Annotated in this window: 14 protein-coding genes; 4 read left to right on the forward strand and 10 right to left on the reverse strand. The window is 75.9% G+C overall.

The window, feature by feature from the left end; translation table 11 throughout:
- The first annotated feature begins 374 nt into the window (after positions 1–374).
- Complete coding sequence (locus NF338_RS12065) at positions 375–581, forward strand: hypothetical protein (RefSeq protein WP_264031007.1); 207 nt, start codon at positions 375–377, stop codon at positions 579–581.
- A gap of 10 nt (positions 582–591) precedes the next feature.
- Here the strand turns inward: NF338_RS12065 and NF338_RS12070 are convergent, their stop codons facing one another.
- Complete coding sequence (locus NF338_RS12070) at positions 592–1338, reverse strand: hypothetical protein (protein ID WP_264031008.1); 747 nt, start codon at positions 1336–1338, stop codon at positions 592–594.
- A gap of 155 nt (positions 1339–1493) precedes the next feature.
- Here NF338_RS12070 and NF338_RS12075 point away from each other — a divergent pair, with 155 nt between their 5' ends.
- Complete coding sequence (locus NF338_RS12075; RefSeq protein WP_264031009.1) at positions 1494–2036, forward strand: rRNA adenine N(6)-methyltransferase family protein; 543 nt, start codon at positions 1494–1496, stop codon at positions 2034–2036.
- Positions 2037–2055: 19 nt separating this feature from the next.
- On the opposite strand, the gene NF338_RS12080 is transcribed toward NF338_RS12075, so the two are convergent.
- The 8 genes from NF338_RS12080 to NF338_RS12115 form a co-directional block, all read right to left on the reverse strand.
- Complete coding sequence (locus NF338_RS12080) at positions 2056–2655, reverse strand: alpha/beta family hydrolase (protein ID WP_264031010.1); 600 nt, start codon at positions 2653–2655, stop codon at positions 2056–2058.
- A 98-nt stretch (positions 2656–2753) separates the two neighbouring features.
- On the reverse strand, positions 2754–3353 hold the full coding sequence (locus tag NF338_RS12085) for a DUF305 domain-containing protein (protein ID WP_264031011.1): 600 nt from the start codon (positions 3351–3353) through the stop codon (positions 2754–2756).
- Positions 3354–3418: 65 nt separating this feature from the next.
- A complete protein-coding gene (locus NF338_RS12090; protein WP_264031012.1) occupies positions 3419–3922 on the reverse strand; it encodes a hypothetical protein in 504 nt (167 codons plus the stop codon).
- A gap of 98 nt (positions 3923–4020) precedes the next feature.
- On the reverse strand, positions 4021–6345 hold the full coding sequence (locus NF338_RS12095) for a heavy metal translocating P-type ATPase (RefSeq protein WP_412846710.1): 2325 nt from the start codon (positions 6343–6345) through the stop codon (positions 4021–4023).
- 192 nt (positions 6346–6537) lie between these two features.
- Positions 6538–7458: a sugar phosphate isomerase/epimerase family protein gene (locus NF338_RS12100; RefSeq protein ID WP_264031013.1), complete on the reverse strand. Its 921-nt coding sequence runs from the start codon at positions 7456–7458 to the stop codon at positions 6538–6540.
- The gene (locus tag NF338_RS12105; RefSeq protein ID WP_264031178.1) at positions 7455–8678 is read right to left on the reverse strand and encodes a dihydrodipicolinate synthase family protein; all 1224 of its coding nucleotides are present in this window, start codon (positions 8676–8678) and stop codon (positions 7455–7457) included. Before NF338_RS12105 ends, NF338_RS12100 begins: the two co-directional genes overlap by 4 nt.
- A gap of 116 nt (positions 8679–8794) precedes the next feature.
- Positions 8795–9961 carry a Gfo/Idh/MocA family protein gene (locus NF338_RS12110; protein ID WP_264031014.1) on the reverse strand — a complete coding sequence of 389 codons (1167 nt, stop codon included), beginning with the start codon at positions 9959–9961 and terminating at the stop codon, positions 8795–8797.
- Positions 9962–10062: 101 nt separating this feature from the next.
- Positions 10063–11106: a LacI family DNA-binding transcriptional regulator gene (locus tag NF338_RS12115; protein ID WP_264031015.1), complete on the reverse strand. Its 1044-nt coding sequence runs from the start codon at positions 11104–11106 to the stop codon at positions 10063–10065.
- A gap of 110 nt (positions 11107–11216) precedes the next feature.
- Between NF338_RS12115 and NF338_RS12120 the strand changes: the two genes are divergently transcribed.
- Entirely contained in the window at positions 11217–11717 is a 501-nt protein-coding gene (locus tag NF338_RS12120) for a hypothetical protein (RefSeq protein WP_264031016.1), read from the forward strand.
- Between the two features lie 90 nt (positions 11718–11807).
- Here NF338_RS12120 and NF338_RS12125 read toward each other — a convergent pair whose 3' ends face one another.
- Positions 11808–12140, reverse strand: coding sequence for a cupin (locus NF338_RS12125; RefSeq protein WP_237841717.1), 333 nt, complete (start codon positions 12138–12140; stop codon positions 11808–11810).
- 119 nt (positions 12141–12259) lie between these two features.
- Between NF338_RS12125 and NF338_RS12130 the strand changes: the two genes are divergently transcribed.
- A complete protein-coding gene (locus NF338_RS12130; protein ID WP_264031017.1) occupies positions 12260–14341 on the forward strand; it encodes an ABC1 kinase family protein in 2082 nt (693 codons plus the stop codon).
- Positions 14342–14441 lie beyond the last annotated feature (100 nt).

Here is a 14441-nt window from a genome sequence, read left to right on the forward strand (position 1 = left end):
CCACAGGCTCCACAGCGCGATCGGCAACCAGCCGCCGGTCAGCCGGCTGACCAACCTCCCTGGACATCACACCTAGGCGGCTCCGACTAGGCGCGAGATCTCGACGATTCCGGGCGTCAGTCATGTCCGGGCCAGGGCGCCCGAGGCGACGAGCAGCGTGTTGACCGCTGAAGACTCGCGGGGGCTCGTGACGCGGCGGCCTCGGCCGTGCGCGCACCGACGACGTCGCGCACCTGCCTGCCACGTCGCGTGCCACGCCCAGGTGCCGCCGGGCCTCCGCCGACTGTTCGCCTGTCGGACGGTCTGTCGTCACCGGCTGGTCGTCTTTCCGGTCTTGGCTCGTGCCGATGCTGTCCGACGAGACGAGGCCCACGATGGTCGAGAGCCCGACGACTCTCCGCGAGACCGATCCACCGACCCCTCGCGCTGCCGGGAACCCGACGGCGCGCACCGCACGGTTCCCGCGCCCCGTGGTCGCCGCGCACGATCCGTCGGACCCCGACTACACGGCGGGGGACCTCGACGAGCTGGTGCGGTGGCAGGTCCGCGCGGCCAGGACCGTCGCGTCGCGCACGCGCTGAGCGCGGCGGCTCAGCCGACGCGGCGCAGGAGCAGGATCGCGCCACCCGCCGCCGCGGCGACGAGCCCGCCGACGCCGACGACGGCGAGCGTCGGGAACGTCTCCTCCGCGGGCTGCGGAGGGGCCATGCGTTCTGCCGCGGACGTCAGGGGCGTCCGAGAGGGCTCGGGCCTCGGCGTCGTGGGCTCGGGCGAGGGATCGACGGGGGCCTCGGTCGTCGGCTCCTGCGTCGGCTCCTCGGTGACCTCCGGCGCGGGCGCCTCCACGGTCTCGACGGGCGCCTCGACGACCGGCGCCGGCGCCTCGACCGGCGGTGCCTCGACGGGCGCCTCCGTCGCGGGCGCGGGCGGCGGCGTCGTCGGTGGGGGCGTGGCGGCGGTCGTGCAGACGGCGGCGTCGCCGTTCCACCCCGCGTACTGCCGGTCGATGCCCGTCACCAGGACCCAGCTGATGCAGTACCCGTCGCTGTACTGCCCGCGCCGCGGGACGTCGAGCTCCAGCACGCCGTCCGCGGCGTCCTCGCTCGAGTAGCTGTCGCCGAGGTTGCGTGCGTGCGACCCGTCGGGCTTGGTGACGACGTACCCGAGCCACCCCGGTCCCTCGTGCAGGCGGCTCGCGTCGAAGGACACGGTGTCGACGGTGACGGTGAGCCCGCCGCCGCCGTCGCGGTCGGCGGCCACCGCCGGGGACGCGGCGAGCGCCGTCGTGACGACCCCCAGGGTCGCGAGCGCGAGCAGTCGGCCAGCGGCGCGCATCATCACCTCCGGGTCGGCTCGGGCGTGGTCCGCGGCACATCGTACGCAGTCCTGGCTCGCCGTTGGAAAGCCCTGTCACGAGCCCGGACAAATCGTTCGACGACGACGCTCGCGCCGTCCTAGCGTGGCCGCCATGTTCTTCATGACGATGGTGCGTCGTGGCCGGGCCGGCCTCGCGACGCGAGTGGGGATGGCACCCGCTCACCGCTGAGCACGCCGCGCGCGTGGTCGACGACGCCGGGGTGCGTCCCGGTCAGCTCGTCCTCGATCTCGGGGCGGGGGACGGGGCGCTCACGCGCCACCTCGTGGCCGCGGGCGCGCGCGTCCTCGCCGTCGAGCTGCACCCGCGCCGCGCCCGCGCCCTGCGCGAGCGGTTCGCCGGTGCGGACGTGACGGTCCTCGAGGTCGACCTCGCCGACCTGCGCCTGCCGCACCGCCCGTTCCGCGTCGTCGCGAACCCGCCGTTCGGACTGACGTCGCCCCTGCTCGCCCGCGTGCTCGCGCGCGGCTCGGCGCTCGTGGCGGCGGACGTCGTCGTGCAGCGGCAGGCCGCTCGACGCATCGCCGCGGGCGAGGGCACGGCGGGGCGCGCCGCGCGAGGCTGGGCCGTCGAGGTCGGGCGGGCGGTGCCGCGCTCGGCGTTCCGACCGCCGCCGCGCGTCGACGCGGCCGTGCTCCGCGTCCGGCGCGGGCGACGCTGAGGGCCCCCTGCGGGCGCGGTCAGGAGCCGAGCGTCGCGAGCCACGCGACGAGCGCGTCGCACACCGCGGCGTCCTGTCCCTTGAGGTCGTGCGCGCCCGGCAGCTCGACGCGGGTGACCGGGCCGGGGATCGCGGCGGCGTGCTCGGTGAGCTCGTCGGGGGTCGCGAACGGGTCCGTGCGCCCCGACACGAGCAGCACGGGCACGCGCAGGTCGGGGAAGTGCTCGGTGCGCAGGCGCTCGGGCTTGCCCGGCGGGTGCAGGGGGTAGCTGACGAGCGCGAGCCCGGCCGCGGGCAGGCCCTCGGCGACGGCCATCGAGCACATGCGTCCGCCGTACGATCGGCCGCCGAGCACGAGGCGGTCCGTCGTCGTGCCGAGCTCGGCGGCGAACGCCTCCGCCTCGGCGCGCACGTGAGCGATCGCGACGGGCGGGCGGTCGGGCATCCGCCTGCCCGCGGTCCGGTACGGGAAGTCCACGCGTCGCACCGGCACGGGCGGGTCGAGCGCGGCGAGGGCGTCGTCGATCGCGACGAGCGCGCGGTGGTCGCGGCTCGCGCCGGCGCCCGGCGTGAGCAGGACGCCGGCGACGGGCCGGTCGGCGGGGTGCGTCGTGGTCACCCGCCCAGTCTCGCAGCGAGCACGACGTTCCTCGCGGTCGAGCACGACGTAGGTGTCGCGAAGGCGTTCAGAACGACACCTACGTCGTGCTCGGCAGGTCAGAGGTCCGTCAGCAGCGAGCGCATCGCGTCGATCTCTTCCTGCTGCGTCGCGACGATCTCCTCCGCGAGCGCCAGCACCTCGGGGTCCTCGCCGTCGGCGAGGACGTCCTGCGCCATGGCGACGGCGCCCTCGTGGTGCTCGACCATGCCCTCCAGGAAGAGCCGCTGGGCCTCCTCGGCGGGCGCGGCCCTGAGCGCGGCGAGCGCGTCGTCGTCGAGCATGCCGCCCGTGTGCCCGGCGTGGTCGCCGCCGGACGGGTCGGCGCCCCAGCGGTCGAGCATCGCGGTCATCTGCTCGACCTCCGGGGCCTGCGCGGCCTCGATCTGCTCGGCGAGGGCGACGACGCGCTCGTCGACACCGTCCTTCGCGAGCACGATCGCGGACATCTCCACGGCCTGCTCGTGGTGCGGGATCATCATCTGCGCGAACATCACGTCGGCGTCGGACGCCGTCGCGGCGCTCGCGGGCGCGGTGCTCGTGGGCGTGCCCGCGGGCTGCTCGCCGGCATCTCCGGTGCCGGCGTCGGAGCAGCCCGCCAGGGCGAGCGTGGTGCCGAGCGCGAGCGCGGCGAGGGTCGTGCGGACGGTGCGTGTCATGGTCGATCTCCGTTCGTGGGGTGCAGCGGGCGCACGACGGCGCCCAGGACGGGGCCGATGTCGGCCTACGTCCTGCTGATCCCCAGCGCGTGGAGGTCGGGCGGGCGGTCCGGGTGCGCGGCCCGCGGCTGGCGGAGGGGCACGTCGCCGTGCGTCGGTGCCCACGGTGCCCGACGGCGCAGCGCGAGCCGTGCGGCGATCGTCACCAGCGCGACGAGCACCATGAGGCACAACGGCCCCGCGCCGCCGTGCGCGTCCGCGCCGGCCGAGAGGACCGGACCAGGCCCGGAGGCTGGCGTGGCGTCGTCCTGGCCGAGCCCGGAGGCGGCCGTGCCGTCGTCCTGGCCGAGCCCGGAGGCGGCCGTGGCGTCGTCCCGGCCGAGCCCGGTCGCGGCGTACGAGGGCTCGCTGTGCCCGGAGAGGGCGTCGCCCGCGGACGCCGGCCGACCCTCCAGGACGGTGACCGGACCGCTGTGCCCGGAACCGACGTCGGGCAGCACGACGCCGTGGTGCGTGCTGCTGCCCGCCAGGACGTGCATCCACAGCACGGCGGCCGCCAGCAGGCCCACGAGCGCGACCGCCGACCACGACCTTGCTCGCCCGCGAGCACGGGGTTGCTGTCGTTCTCGTGCGGAGAACGACAGCAACCTCGTGGTCGGCGTGGGGATCACCGGGACGCGAGCCGCGCCGGGTCGAGGTCGATGCGGCGCAGGAGCTGCGCGTTGAGCGCCACGATGACCGTCGACGCGGACATGAGGATCGCGCCCACCGCCATCGGCATGACGAACCCGACCGGGGCGAGCACGCCCGCCGCGAGCGGCACGGCCGCGATGTTGTAGCCCGCGGCCCACCACAGGTTCTGCTGCATCTTGCGGTACGAGGCGTGCGACAGCTCGATGATCGACAGGACCGCGCGCGGGTCGGAGCTCGCGAGGATGACCCCGGCCGACGCGATCGCGACGTCCGTCCCGGCGCCGATCGCGATGCCGACGTCCGCCTGCGCGAGCGCCGGGGCGTCGTTGACGCCGTCGCCGACCATCGCGACGACGCGGCCGTCGTGCTGGAGCTCCGCGACCTTCGCGTCCTTGTCCTCGGGGCGCACGCCCGCGAACACCTGGTCGATGCCGAGCTCGCGCCCGACCGCCCGGGCCACCGGCTCGGCGTCGCCCGTGATCATGACGACCTTGATGCCGCGCCGGTGCAGGGCGTCGACCGCCTCGCGCGACTCGGGGCGGATCGCGTCGGCGAGCGCGAACGCCCCCACGACCTCGCCCGTCGCGTGCCCGTGACCGTGCTCGTGGTGGGCGCGGGCGTCCGCGTCCGCACCCGCGACGTCGGGAGAGACCACCACGTGCAGGACGGTCGCGCCGTCGTGCGCCCACGCCTCGACGTCGGGGAGCGGGTCGAGGCCGCGTTCGCGCAGGAGCGCGGGACCGCCGACCGCCACGCGCCGGGCGCCGTCCGGCGTGGGGACCGTCGCCTCGACGCCGACCGCGGTGAGCGACCGGAAGTCGGTCGCCTGCGGGACGACGAGGCCGCGTCCGCTGCGTTCCTCCGCCGCGCGCACGATCGCCCGCGCGAGCGGGTGCTGGCTGTCGGCCTCGGCCGCGGCGGCGAGCGCGAGGAGCTCGTCCTCGCTCGTGCCGCCCGCGGTGGCGAGGTGCGCGACGACCGGCTCGCCCGCGGTGAGCGTCCCCGTCTTGTCGAACAGGACGGTGTCCACCGTGCGCATGCGCTCCAGCGCGAGGCGGTCCTTCACCAGGACGCCGGCCTTCGCGGCGCGCTCGGTCGAGAGCGACACGACGAGCGGGATCGCGAGGCCCAGGGCGTGGGGGCACGCGATGACGAGCACGGTGATCGCGCGGATCAGTGCCTGCTCGGGCGTGCCGAAGACGAGCCACAGTCCGATCGTCAGCGCGGCCGCGCCGAGCGCGTACCAGAACAGCCAGCCGGCGGCGCGGTCGGCGAGGCGCTGCGTCTTGGTCGAGGACGCCTGGGCGTCGGCGACGAGCCGCTGGATGCCCGCGAGCGCCGTGTCCTCGCCCACGGCCGTGATCCGTACGCGCAGCGCGTCGTCCGTCGCGACGGTCCCGGCGACGACGGCGTCCCCGACGGTGCGGCGCACGGGCCGCGACTCCCCGGTGATCATCGACTCGTCGACGTCCGCGGACCCGGCCGCGACCTCGCCGTCCGCGGGGACACGCCCGCCCGGGCGGACGACGACGAGGTCGCCCACGCGCAGGTCGGTCGGCGGGACCGTCGTGACAGACCCGTCCTCCGCGACGCGCTCGGCCTCGTCCGGCAGGAGCGCGGCGAGCGAGTCGAGCGCCGACGCCGTCTGGGCGAGCGAGCGCATCTCGAGCCAGTGGCCGAGCAGCATGATGACGACGAGGAGCGCGAGCTCCCACCACACGTCCAGCTCGTGCGCGAGAAGCCCGAGGCTCGACCCGAGCGACGACACGAACGCGACCGTGATCGCGAGCGAGATGAGCGTCATCATCCCCGGCTTGCGGCCGCGGAGCTCGCTCACCGCACCCGTGAGGAACGGGCGTCCGCCCCAGAAGAAGATGACCGTGCCGAGCACGGGCGAGACCCAGGGGAGCCACGCCGCGTCGGGCAGGTCGTAGCCGAGGAGCATCGCGAACATCGGGCTCAGCGCGACGGTGGGCACCGCGAGGACGAGCATGACCCAGAACAGGCGGCGGAACTGCCCGACGTGGTCGCCGTGGCCCCCGTGACCGGACATGTCGTGCCCGACGTGGTCGCCGTGGCCGGACATGTCGTGCCCGGCGTGGTCGCCGTGGCCGGACATGTCGTGCCCGGCGTGCGCGTCGTGCCCGGCGTGGCCCGCGTGGTCGTGCTCCGCGTGCGCGTCGGCCGGCGCGTGCGCGGCGGGCGCGTGCCCGTCGTGGTGGGCGTGCGACCCCTGGTGCGCGGCGTCGGTGCCCGGACCGGGCCCGTGCCCGTGGTCATGCTCCGTACGGTGGTCCACCGTTCCTCCTCCCAGATACCCCTAGGGGGTATGCTCTGCTCACGATCATGCACCGCCATGTCCGATTCGTCAACCCCTCGGCGGTGTCGTGGGCCGACGCAGCACAGCCCGTGCGTCGCTCGGCGGGAGGGCCGAGCAGCGCACGGGCTGCGGGTGGTGGAACTGAGCGGGCCCGGTCGGGTCGCGTGCCGGTCAGGAGCCGGTGAGGTGCGGCAGGACGTGGCGGGCGTAGCGGTCGGCCACGGTCGCGACGACGCGGCGCGGGTCGTCGTCCCAGATCTCCTGCCGGAAGATCTCGGTCTCGACGTCGCCCGCGTACCCGGTCTCGGCGACCCACCGGGTGATCGTCGCGAAGTCGACGTACCCGTCGCCCACGTGGCCGCGCGAGAGCAGCGGGTCGGCCGCGAGCGGCAGGACCCAGTCGCACACCTGGTAGCCCGCGATGCGCCCCTCGGCACCGGCGCGCGCGACGCTCGACCGCAGGTCCGGGTCCCACCACACGTGGTACGTGTCCACGACGACGCCGACCACCGCCGCGTCGAACGGCGCGGCGAGGTCGAGGGCCTGGCCGAGCGTCGAGAGCACGGCGCGGTCCGCCGCGAAGATCGGGTGCAGCGCCTCGAGCACGAGCCGCACGCCGTGGTCCGCGGCGAACGGGGCGAGGTCGGCGAGCCGGTCGGCCACGCGCCCGCGCGCGGCGACGACGTCGCGGTCGGCCGGGCCGGCGTCGGGCCGCGGCCCCTGCCCGGGCGTGCCGTTCGCAGGGAGACCGCCGACGACGAGCACGAGCTCGCGCGTCCCGACCGTGGCCGCCTCCTCGATCGCGCGCCGGTTGTCGTCGAGCGCCGCGGCGACGTCGTCCGTGCCGGTCGCCGTGAGGAACCCGCCCCGGCACAGCGACGAGACGCGCAGACCGGCCTCGGCGACGACCTGCGCGGCCCGCTCGGCGCCGGTCTCCTGGACGCGGTCGCGCCACAGCCCGACCGCGCCGTAGCCCGCCTCGGCGGCGAGGCCGACCGCCTCCTCGAGCGTCGCGCGCTTGACCGTCGCGGTGTTGAGCGAGCAGCGCGAGAGGTCGGGCCCGTTCCGGGCCCCGGACGACGCGCTGGTCACGACGCCGCCCCGTTCGCCTCGAGGAACGCGCGCGTGCGACGCGCGGCGAGGTCCGGGTCGAGCAGGAGCCCGGCGCGGTCGGCGAGCCGGACGAGGGCGACGAGGTGCGCGACCGAGCGCCCGGACTGCAGGCCGCCGACCATCTGGAACGCGGGCTGCGTGCCGTTGAGCCAGGACAGGAACGCGATCCCCGTCTTGTAGTAGTACGTCGGCGCGGCGAACACGTGGCGCCCCAGCGCCTCGGTCGACGCGAGGATCGCGTGCGCGCGGTCGGGGTGCCCGGCGTCGAGCGCGCCGAGCGCCGTCGACGCCGCGGGGTAGATCGCCGCGAAGATGCCGAGCAGCGCGTCCGAGTGCGCCCGGCCGTCGCCGACCACGAGCTCCGGGTAGTTGAAGTCGTCGCCCGTGTAGAGACGGACGGGACCTGGCGCGGCGGCGCCGGCGCCCGGGTCGAGCGCGGCGAGGCGGGCTCGCAGGTCCTTCTCGTGCGCGGCGTCGAGCAGCGACACCTTCACGCCGTCGACGCGGCCCTGGTGGGCGCGGACCAGGTCGACGAACACGTCGGTGGCCGCGGCGACGTCGTCGCCCGTGCCCCAGTACCCGGCGAGCGCGGGGTCGAACATCGTGCCGAGCCAGTGCAGGATCACGGGCGCCTCGGCCTCGGCGAGCACGGCGTCGTAGACGTGCGCGTACTCCTCGGGGGAACGGGCGACGCGGGCGAGCGCGCGCGACGCCATGACGATCACCTGGGCGCCGGCGTCCTGGACCACGCGCACCTGCTCGCGGTAGGCGTCGGTGACGGCGGCGAGCGCGGCGGGGTCGCCGGGCTCCCAGCCCGCGACGACGCCGGGGTCGAGCTGGTCCGTGCCCGCGCCGCACGCGACGCGGCCGCCGACGGTCCGCGCCTCGGCCGCCGAGCGCCGGACGAGCTCCTGGGTCGCGGCCCAGTCGAGGCCCATGCCGCGCTGCGCGGTGTCCATCGCGTCGGCGACGCCCAGCCCGTGCTCCCAGAGCCGGTGCCGGTAGGCGAGCGTCGTGTCCCAGTCGACGACGGCGGGCGCGCCGGGCACGTTCTCCGCGCCCACCTGCGGCACGACGTGCGCGGCCGCGAAGGCGACGCGCGACGTGAAGGGCGCGGACGGCGTCGTCCACGGGCCGGGGACGAGCAGCTCGCGCACCTCGGTCCCGGCGACGCGGCCGTCGTCGGAGAAGCGGGGCAGGCGCACGACGGCGCCGCTGCCGTCCCGTTCGCGCAGCTCGCGCGCGCCGGGGAGCGGAGGGGCGGGGTGCGCGGGAGCAGGCGCGGGCGCTGGCGCGGCGGTGACCGGTACCGCGTTCACAGTGCGATCTCCGGCACGTCGAGGCGGCGACCCTCGGCCGACGAGCGCAGGCCGAGCTCGGCGAGCTGGACGCCGCGCGCGGCGGAGAGGAGGTCGTACCGGTGCGGGCGGCCGGCGGCGACGTCGCGCAGGAACTCCTCCCACTGGGCCTTGAAGCCGTTGTCGAGGTCGGCGTTCGCGGGGACGTCGAGCCACTGGTCGCGGAACGGCTCGGTGACGGGGAGGTCCGGGTTCCAGACGGGCTTGGGCGTGTGGGCGCGCTGCTGCGCGACGCACCGGCGCAGCCCGGCGACGGCGGAGCCGTGCGTGCCGTCGACCTGGAACTCGACGAGCTCGTCGCGGTAGACGCGCACGGCCCAGGACGAGTTGATCTGCGCGACGACCGGGTCACCACCCGGGGTCTCGACCTCGAAGATCCCGTACGCGGCGTCGTCGGCGGTCGCGTCGTACTCCGTGCCCTGCTCGTCCCAGCGCGTGGGGATGTGGGTCGTGGTCTGCGCCGTGACGGTCCGCACCGACCCGAGGATGCCCTCGAGCACGTAGTTCCAGTGGCAGAACATGTCCGTCGTCATGCCGCCGCCGTCCTCGGCGCGGTAGTTCCACGACGGGCGCTGCGCGGCCTGGTGGTCGCCCTCGAACACCCAGTAGCCGAACTCGCCGCGCAGGGACAGGATGCGGCCGAAGAAGCCCTCGTCGACGAGCCGGCGAAGCTTGACGAGGCCCGGCAGGTAGAGCTTGTCGTGCACGACGCCGGCGGTCAGCCCGGTCTCCTCGCGCAGCCGGGCGAGGTCGATCGCCTCGGCGAGCGTCTCGGCCGTCGGCTTCTCGGTGTAGACGTGCTTGCCGGCCTGCATCGCCTTCGTCAGCGTCTTGGCGCGCAGCGCCGTCATCGAGGCGTCGAAGACGACGTCCGTCGCCGGGTCGACGATCGCGGCGTCGAGGTCGGTGGTCCAGTGCTCGACGTCGTGCTGCGCGGCGAGCTCCCGGAGCCTGGTCTCGTTGCGCCCGACGAGAACCGGCTCGACCTGGAGCCGCGTGCCGTCAGGGAGCTCGATGCCGCCCTGCTCGCGGATCGGCAGGATCGAGCGGACGAGGTGCTGGCGGTACCCCATGCGGCCGGTCACGCCGTTCATCGCGATCCGCAGGGTTCGGGTGGTGGTCATCGAGGACTCCGTCGTCGGTCGGGCGCCCGGCGGGCCGCCGAGCGCGGAATGCGCTTTCCGCGAGCGTAGGGTAACCGTTTTCCCGCGTCAACAGGGAGGCGTCAGAGCGGCGGCGTGGACTCTCGGAGCACGACCTCTCCCCGGACCACGACCCGCTGCGGCGCGGCGTCGTCGTCAGGCGCCGCGAGTGCGAGCGCGAGCGCCTGCTCCCCGACCTCGGCGAGCGGGATGCGGACCGTCGTCAGTCCCGGCGTGACGTCTCGCAAGGTCACGATGTCGTCAAACCCCGCCACGGCGACGTCCTCGGGGACGCGCAGACCCGCCTCGCGCACCGCGGCCATCGCCCCGACGGCCATGACGTCGTTCACCGCGAAGACGGCGACGGGTGTTCCTGTGCCGCGCAGGCCGTGCCCCAGGTGGTCGAGCAGCGCCCGCATCCCGCCGTGGCCGCCGTCTCGCGTGAACGCGCACTCGACGACAGCGTCCGCGGCGACGGGCGAGCCCAGCCCGGCCAGCGCCTCGGTGAAGCCGCGCGCCCGGTCGAGCGCGGTGCGGTGGCCCCCCGGACCCGCGAGCACGCCGAACGCGCGGTAGCCCAGGCTATGCAGGGCGCGCGCGAGGTCAGCAGCGCCGTCGGCGTTGGCGATCTCCACCGCGGGCAGGTCGCCGAGCGGCTGCCCCACGAGCGAGACCCCGCCCCCCGACGCGCGGTAGCGCTCGAGCGCGCCCCGCAGCGCGCCGTCGGCGTCCTCCGCCAGCCGCCCGCCGCCCAGCACGACCGCCCGCGCCCGCTGCCGGTCCATGAGCTCGACGAACGCGCGCTCGCGCTCCGGCGAGTGGCGTGTGCTCGTCAGGGTGACGATGAGCCCGTCGCGGTCGGCCGCGTCGGCGACCCCCGCCGCGAGGGACGAGAAGTACGGGTCCGCGATGTCGTGCACCACGAGGCCCACGCTCGTCGTGCGACCGCGCGCCATGGCCTGCGCGCTCGGGTCCGGTGAGTAGCCCAGCCGACGGGCCGACGCGAGCACCCGCTCCCGGAGGTCGGGGCGCACCGTGCGGTTCGCGCTCCCGTTGATCGCGCGGGAGGCGGTCGCGAGGGAGACGCCGGCGTCGCGCGCGACCTCGCTCAGAGTGGGTCCGGGCACGGACCCAGGCTAGCGGGACCGCTCCCGCAGCCCGGGTGGGCCGCGCCCGGAGCGGCTACGTTCGTGAGGACCGCCCACCGAGCACGGCCGACGAGCCGCAGGAGGACCCCATGACGTCTGACGACGCAGCACCCGCACCCGGCACGACGACGCTCCTCGCCCGGGCGCTCGCGCTCGGCGTCGCCGCGGGGTCGCGCAGCAGCCTCGGCGTCGCGGCGCCGGTGCTCGGCGGCTGGGTCGGGGGTCGGGTTCGCGGGTCGGGCGACGGCCCAGGTGCTCTCGGCGTGCTCGTGCGCGGTGCGGCCGCTGCCGGGGTCGCGGGCGAGCTGGTCGGCGACAAGCTTCCGCAGACGCCGAGCCGCCTCGACCCGCCCGGGCCGGTGTTCCGCCTCGCGAGCGGGGCGGCGGGTGGCGTCCTCCTGGCCCGACGCCGCACCGGAGCCGCGGGCGTCGTCGCCGCCGCGGTCGCGGGCGCGGCGGGGGCCGCCGTCGGGACGTGGGGCGGTGCGGCGTGGCGACGCCTCGCCGTCGGTTCGCGCCCTGACTGGCCGGGCGCCGTCGCAGAGGACGCCGTCGCGCTCACCCTCGCGGCGTGGGCCGTGCGGCGCTGACGACCCGCCGAACCCGGGGTCGCCGGGCACGACCGAGCACCGGTGACCCGAGAACCCGGGATCGGCGCGACCACGACCGTGCGCCGTCGCTCAGGCGTCCGGGATGCTCGTCACCGTCGTGAGCAGGAACGCGGAGTCCTCGACAGCGCCCACGGCGTGCCGCTCGTGCGTGAGGACGCGCAGCTCGCCGGCGCCCAGCTCGACGTCGCCCTCGCCGAGCGCGGTGACGCGGACGCGCCCGCGCAGCACCTGGATCGACGCGGCGGGCGGCGAGTTGTGCTCGCCGAGCTCGACGCCCGCGCGCAGCGCAAGGATCGTCTGACGCAGGGGGCCGTCGTGCAGCACGACCTCGGCGCTGCGCCCGTTCGGGGCGGTCCGGGCGTGGGTGAGGTGGGCGTCGGTGAGAAGGTCGACGTTCGTCATCGGGGCTCCGACCTGTCGGGGAGCTCCATCATGCCGCGCCGGGCGACGCGGTGCCCGTCCCGGTGGCGCGCCGGGGTGTGTGGTGGTGATCCGCGGTGCCGTCGGGAAGAGTGACGGTCATGCAGGTCGTCTCCGGATTCTTCGTCGGGCTCGTCGGCGTCGTCTCCACGCTGGTCATGCTCGTGCTCCTCGCGGCGACGGCGCGGCGCGTCATGGGCGCTGCGGTCGGCTGGATCCGCTCCGCCGTGGTGGCGCTCGCGATGCTCACCGTCACGTCGTGGGTGCTCACCAACGGCCTGCTCGACGTCGGCTGGTCGCGCCCGGACGGGACGCTCACCGTCGCGCCCGGCGTCGCGCTCGTGGCGATCGTCCTCGCGTTCGCCTGGGCGTTCGTGCTCGGGCTGTGCGTGCTGCTCGTGCTCGAGCTGCTGGTGCCGACCGGGTCGGTGCCCGGGCCGTGGCGCGCGCTGCGCGGGCTGCGCCAGGGGCGTCGCGAGACCCGGCGGTACGCGCAGATCCTCGCGATCGGCGTCCGGCACGGCCTCGGCGGAGCGCTCACGCGCGGGGCGCGGCAGCCCGACGGGTCGCGGCTCTCGCGCACCGACCAGCGTCGACAGGCGGCCGCGCTCCGCGACGCCCTGAGCGACGCGGGCGTGACGTTCGTGAAGTTCGGCCAGGTCCTGTCGACGCGGCGCGACCTGCTCCCCGCCACGTTCGCCGACGCGCTCGCGACCCTCCAGAGCGAGGTCCCGCCCGCGCCGTGGCCGCAGGTCGAGGCGGCCGTCACGGGAGCGCTCGGGTGCCCGATCGACGAGGCGTTCGCCGAGTTCTCGCCCGAGCCGCTCGCGTCGGCCTCGGTCGGGCAGGTGCACGCGGCCCAGCTGCCCGACGGGCGGGAGGTCGTGGTCAAGGTGCAGCGGCCCGGCGCACGGGCGCAGGTCGAGACGGACCTGGCGATCCTCGGCCGCCTCGCGCGCCGCATCGAGCGCGACACCGCGTGGGGGCGCTCGCTCGGCGTCGTCGACCTCGCCGACGGGTTCGCGGCGTCGCTGCGCGAGGAGCTCGACTACACGGTCGAGCTGGAGAACACGCTCGCGCTGCGCGCGGCGCTCGCGCGGGGTGCGGTGGGGGAGCGACGTCCAGACGGCGACGGAGACGGCGGCGACGCGGCGGGGGGTCCGCGCGTCCGCGTCCCGGAGGTCTACCCCGAGCTGTCGGGGACGACGCTGCTCGTCATGGAACGGCTCGACGGCGTCCCCGTCGGCCGCGCCGCGGACGTGCTCGCGGGTCTGGACGACGCCGTGCGCGCCGACCTCGCGTCCCGGCTCCTCACCGCGACGCTCGAGCAGGTGCTCGTCGCGGGCACGTTCCACGCCGACCTGCACCCCGGCAACGTGCTCGTCACCGACGACGGCCGCCTCGGCCTCCTCGACATGGGCTCCGTCGGACGCCTCGGCGAGCCCGAGCGCCTGGCGCTCGCGGCCGTGCTGCTCGCGGTCGACGCCGACGACGCCGTCGCCGCGACCGACGCGCTGCTCGAGCTGCTCGACGCCCCGGCGGACCTCGACGTGCGCCGCCTGGAGCGCGCCGTCGGGCAGGTGATCGTGCGGTTCCGCGGCGCCGGCGCGAGCGGCGCGATGTTCACCGCGCTGTTCCGGCTCGTCACCGACGCCGGGCTCGCCGTCCCGTCGCAGGTCGCCGCCGCGTTCCGCACGTTCACGTCGCTCGAGGGCACGCTGCGCCTGATCGACCCCGGGTTCGACCTCGTCGCCGGGGCGCGCGCGACCGCGCAGCCGCTCGTGCGGCGCGTCGTCACGCCGGAGGGCCTGCGCGAGCGCGCGACGAGCCTCTTCCTCGGCCTCGCGCCCGAGCTCGAACGGCTCCCGCGCCGCCTCGCCAAGATCACGAGCGACGTCGAGGCCGGGCGGCTCACCGTCAACGTCCGCTCCTTCGCCCACCCCGACGACCGCGCGTTCGTCACCGGCCTCGTGCAGCAGGTCGTGTCCACGGTCATCGCCGCCGCGGCCGTCGTGGCGGCAGTCGTGCTGGTCTCCGCGGACTCCGGCCCCGAGCTCGTCGAGGGCCTGCGCCTCTTCGCCGTCCTCGGTGCGGCGCTCGGGTTCGTGGGGACCGTCCTGGCCGTGCGCGTCCTCGTGTTCGCCTTCCGCGGGTCAGGTCCGAGAGTTGGCTCGATGCGCTGACCTGGCGGGACGCCCCCGGAGGGGGCACGGTCGGTCGGTCACACGGTCCCGTCGGGCGCCGCAGATTCACCCACCGCGGGTTTGGTCGGGGTGGTGCTCG

The organism is Cellulosimicrobium sp. SH8 (assembly GCF_025818875.1).
Taxonomy (GTDB): Bacteria; Actinomycetota; Actinomycetes; order Actinomycetales; family Cellulomonadaceae; genus Cellulosimicrobium; species Cellulosimicrobium cellulans_D.